We start from the raw sequence: 522 nt of genomic DNA, 5'->3' as shown, positions 1-522 counted from the left end.
CCCGGAAGCTAAGCCTTTCAGCGCCGATGGTACTGCAGGGGGGACCCTGTGGGAGAGTAGGACGCCGCCGAACAATCTTTCAAGGACCCTTGGTCCCAGCGTTCATGCTGGGACCAAGGGTCCTTTTGTTTTATGCCGAAGCGCGTCGGATCGCCGACTGCGCGAGAATGACTGCGGTACCCCGAAGACAGGAGTCACACCCATGTCCACGAACTCTCCCGACGATCGTCCCGAGCGCGAGCCGCGCTCGCGGGACGGCGGCGACAGGGGCGGCTTCCGCGGGGGTCGTGACGACCGGTCCGGCGGGCCGCGCCGTGACAGCAATGATCGTGGTGGTTTCCGGCGCGACGAGCGTGCGCCGCGTCGTGGCGACGACCGCGGTGGATCTCGCGGGCCGCGCGACGACGGGGGCGGCCGGCCGGCCGGCGGCTTCCCTCGTGATGACCGGGCTCCGCGTCGTGAGGATGACCGTGGTGGGTATCGCGGGCCGCGTCGCGATGACGAGCGGGGCGGGTTCCGCCG

The 522-nt window shown here is 69.9% G+C and carries 1 protein-coding gene and 1 rRNA gene; both read left to right on the top strand.

The features are described 5' to 3' along the window. Positions 1 to 73 (top strand): 5S ribosomal RNA (gene rrf, locus ACWV17_RS33865); the annotation flags it as partial. Positions 74 to 287: 214 nt separating this feature from the next. Continuing rightward, positions 288 to 522, top strand: a 235-nt coding sequence (locus ACWV17_RS33860; protein WP_455362674.1) for a hypothetical protein, incomplete at its 3' end; no start/stop codon positions are given.

Source organism: Streptomyces mabaensis, assembly GCF_053763515.1.
The sequence above is the reverse complement of the archived record's forward strand: the minus strand, read 5'-3'. Positions and strand labels throughout refer to the sequence as shown.